Source organism: Streptomyces sp. WM6378, from assembly GCF_001279695.1.
Taxonomy (GTDB): Bacteria; Actinomycetota; Actinomycetes; order Streptomycetales; family Streptomycetaceae; genus Streptomyces.
On record NZ_LGDD01000084.1, the window covers coordinates 1 to 3,801 of the forward strand.

Annotated in this window: 3 protein-coding genes and 1 pseudogene; 3 read left to right on the forward strand and 1 reads right to left on the reverse strand. The window is 70.4% G+C overall.

Going from position 1 to position 3,801, the window contains the following annotated elements; translation table 11 throughout:
- Positions 1-90: pseudogene (locus ADK54_RS48755) on the forward strand (IS5/IS1182 family transposase); the annotation flags it as partial.
- A 642-nt stretch (positions 91-732) separates the two neighbouring features.
- Here the strand turns inward: ADK54_RS48755 and ADK54_RS10370 are convergent.
- Positions 733-1,266, reverse strand: a complete 534-nt coding sequence (locus ADK54_RS10370; protein ID WP_053725282.1) for a TetR-like C-terminal domain-containing protein — start codon at positions 1,264-1,266, stop codon at positions 733-735.
- Between the two features lie 162 nt (positions 1,267-1,428).
- Here ADK54_RS10370 and ADK54_RS10375 point away from each other — a divergent pair, with 162 nt between their 5' ends.
- Both ADK54_RS10375 and ADK54_RS10380 read left to right on the forward strand, forming a co-directional pair.
- Complete coding sequence (locus ADK54_RS10375) at positions 1,429-2,439, forward strand: zinc-binding dehydrogenase (protein WP_053725283.1); 1,011 nt, start codon at positions 1,429-1,431, stop codon at positions 2,437-2,439.
- 166 nt (positions 2,440-2,605) lie between these two features.
- Positions 2,606-3,541: an alpha/beta hydrolase gene (locus ADK54_RS10380; protein WP_053725284.1), complete on the forward strand. Its 936-nt coding sequence runs from the start codon at positions 2,606-2,608 to the stop codon at positions 3,539-3,541.
- Positions 3,542-3,801: the final 260 nt, after the last annotated feature.

Here is a 3,801-nt window from a genome sequence, read left to right on the forward strand (position 1 = left end):
CGCTGGGAACGACGCGATGACATCCACGAAGCCTTCCTCGGCCTCGCCACTTGCCTCATCACACACCGACACGTCCAACGCCTTTGTTAGGGCCTCTAACGCCATGCCATCCTCCATGGGACATAACAAGGGCGGAGGTGCTCGTGACCGCACCTCCGCTCAACGGCGGCAACTATAGGGATATAGGGAGGCGACTGGGTCCTGCGCAGCAGGCAACCGGGCTCGATACATGCCGCTGGGCTGGATAGATGCCGTCCGCTTCGCCCCCACCGGCCGGAGCCCGGCTCTCACCCGGCCCACGCCGATCCGACTGCCCCCGAGACTCCGCTACCGCGACCCTTCGGACAGACCCCGACGCTGTCCCGTCCGGCCACCCGCTGCCGTCCAGACACACTCTCTGCAACACGGGGCCACAGTGTCCGCGCTGCGCCCCTGGTCGGCGAAAGCATTGGCCTGTACGGGATGGTGGGGCGTGTTGCACGGGGCAGCGGACAGCACGAGACCCCGGGAGTCTGTCGTGACGCTCGGGGCTTCGCGTACCCGGCGGGTGTTGCCGCTGCTGTCGGCCGGCGCCTTGGTGATCCTTCAACCGGGCGCGCGCGGGGGAGATGCCCACCGTGTGCCGGATGTTCTTCGGTGTGACGCTCGAGCAGGCGCCGGTCTCGGCGATGAGCGGGGCAGCTCCCATGGCGTGCGTCGCCGGACCGGTCGGGTGTCGGCCTTGCCATGGGGTCAGGCGCGTGTCCCGTCCAGGATCAGGTCGACCAGGCGCGGGGCCAGGGTCTCCTCCAGGGGTTCGCCGGTGAGCAGCACCCGTGCGAGCAGGGGGCCGGTGATGGCTTCGACCAGTAGGTGCGGGTCGGTGTCAGTGGCCAGTTCGCCCCGGTCGATGCCGCGCCGGACCAGGGATTCTGCACGCTCCAGGCGGGCGCGCCAGTAGGAACGCCGCCCTTCTTCGAGTGCGTCCTCTTCGTGGAGCGCGCCGAGATGCAGCAGCGCGGTGCCGGCCGGCGTCGCGAGGAAGCGGGCCAGTGCGGTGAAGAACTCCGTCAGGTCCTGGCGCACGGCACCCGTGTCCGGTACTGGCAGAGCTTGGTCCGAGCGGGTGGCCAGGGCATCGAAGATGAGGTTCTCGCGCGTCTTCCAGCGCCGGTAGACGGAGGTCTCGTGGACGCCGGCCGCGCGGGCCACGGCTGCCACGGTGGTCGCGGCCAGGCCTCGTGAGGCCAGCAGGTCGGCTGCGGCAGTCAGCACGGTCTGCCGCATCCGCTCGCCGCGGCGCCGAAGGGGGCGGGCTTCTTCGTCATCCGTCACCGCACGAGTCTAATGCAGGTGGTCTTGCGATGGGGCGATGGTGGGCGTACGTTGGAACGCAAGTCGACTTGCGTTATCTCGCGCGGGTCACCGACCGGAACGGACGAACCCGCCATGGACCTCATGCGTGCCGCGCGGCTGCACATCCCCTCCCACGCGCTGACGATCGAGGACGTACCCAAGCCCGCGCCCGGGGCCGGGCAGGTACTGGTGAAGGTCGAGGCGGCGGGCGTCTGCCTGTCCGACGTCCACCTGATCGACGGCACCCTCACCCCGGCCTACCTACCCGGCGACACCGTCACCCTCGGACACGAGGTCGCCGGGACCATCGCCGAGCTCGGACTGGACGTGACCGGCTGGACGGCCGGGCAGCGGGTGGTCCTGCAGGCGGGCGAGGAGCGCGACGGCCGCCTCCTCACCCGAGGTGTCGACTACGACGGCGGCTGGGCCGAGTACGCGCTGGCCAGTACCCAAACGCTGTTCGCCCTGCCCGACTCGATCCCCTTCGAGCAGGCCGCGATCATCCCGGACGCGGTCTCCACCCCCTGGGGAGCCATCACCACCACCGCCGGGGTCCGTCCGGCCCAGGCCGTCGGCGTATGGGGCATCGGCGGGCTCGGCGCCCACGCCGTCCAGCTGCTGCGCACCGTTGGCGCCTACCCCGTCATCGCGGTCGACCCCGCCCCGGCCGCCCGCCGGCGGGCCCTGGACTTCGGCGCCGACCTGGCCCTGGACCCGGCCGACCCCCAGCTGCACGAGCAGGTGCAGGCGGCCACGCACAACGAGGGCTTGGCGGCCGCGTTCGACTTCGCCGGCATCGCCGCCGTCCGCGAACAGGCCCTGACCGTCCTCGCCCCCAAGGGACGCCTGGTCCTGGTCGGACTGACCGACCAACCTCTGACCGTCACCGACAGCACCCGCTTCAGCCAGCTCCAGCACCAGATCCTCGGCCACTACGGCTCCGAGGACAACGCCGTCCCGCAGCTGATCGCCCTGACCGAAGGCGGCCGACTGGACTTCTCACACTCCATCACCGACGTGCTGCCGCTCACCGACGCCGCCCAGGCCGTCCAACGCCTGCACACCAAAGAGGGCGACCCGATCCGGCTGATCCTGCGTCCCTGACCCATCCCCACCCGCCCGGGCGCGGACAGCGAAACCGCCGCCCCGTCCGGTCCCCGATAGCGGCATCCCCACCGTGGCCGCACGATGCGACGGCAAGCGACGCACTGCCCTGCCATTGGCTGCCCCGTACCCCCAGACCGCCTCCGCCGAAGGAAAGGCGCCTCACGTGCCCGTCGAACCTGCCATCGCTGCCCTCCTGGAACAGATCAACGCGCTCCCAGCTCTGTCGATCCGCTCGACGGACCCCGAGGTCCTGCGGGAGGCGGAGAGAGAGCTGGGGGCCTCCATGGTTCCGGCGGAGCCGATAGAAGTGGGCTCCGTGCGGGACACCACGGTGCCCGGGCCCGCCGGAGACGTGCCAGTGCGGATCTACCGGCCCGCCAAGCAAGGCCCGGTCCCCACCGTGGTCTTCTACCACGGCGGCGGCTGGATCAACGGCGACCTCGACAGCCACGACCTCGTCACCCGTCGGCTGTGCCGCGACATCGAGGCCGTCCTGGTCGCCGTGCACTACCGCAGGGCCCCGGAGCACCCCTTCCCCGCCCCTTACGAGGACTGCCTCGCCGTGACCCGTCACGTGGCCGACCGCATCAGCGAGTTCGGCGGCCGGGCCGACCGCCTCGCCGTGGCCGGTGACAGTGCCGGCGCAAACCTCGCCGCCGTGATCGCCCAGACCTTCCATGCCGAAGGCCGCCCGCTCGCCGCCCAGTTGCTCGCCTACCCCGTGGTCCAGTTCGACGCGGACACCCCCTCCCGCGCCGAGAACGCCACCGGCTACATACTCACAGCCGAGGCCATCTCCGACATCCAAGACCTCTACGCCGGAACCGACCCCGCCGTCCGAAGGTCGCCCAAAGTGTCCCCGCTCCTCGCGGAAAGCTTCCACGGACTAGCCCCGGCGGTCATCGGCACCGCTCAGTACGACCCATTGCGCGACGAGGGCCAGGCGTACGCCAGCGCGCTGCAGGACGCCGGCGTGGACGTATTCGTCCGCAACTACGACGGACTGATCCACGCCTTCGTCAACCTGTTCCCCATCTCATCCGCCTCCGAGGCCGCAGTCAGTGAACTGATCACCCAGTTCAAGCAACGCCTCGGCTAGCCCGACACCACACCACTGTGAGCAGCCCGCCCGCCAAGCTGAGGGAGCCAAGCTGAGGGCGCCACGCTGAGGGTTCCGACCACATAGTGGTCGTTTCCGGCCTTCTCGCCGGGTTCGGCTGACTGGTCTCTCGTCCGGGTTCTGCTGGCGGGCGTCTATGCGGGGTGAGGATTTCGATCTAGCCGCCTGCGGCGGCGCCGTCCCTGCGGGGGTCGGCGGCTGCCAGGAGTGTGCCGTCGGGGGTGATTTCTACGAGGGCG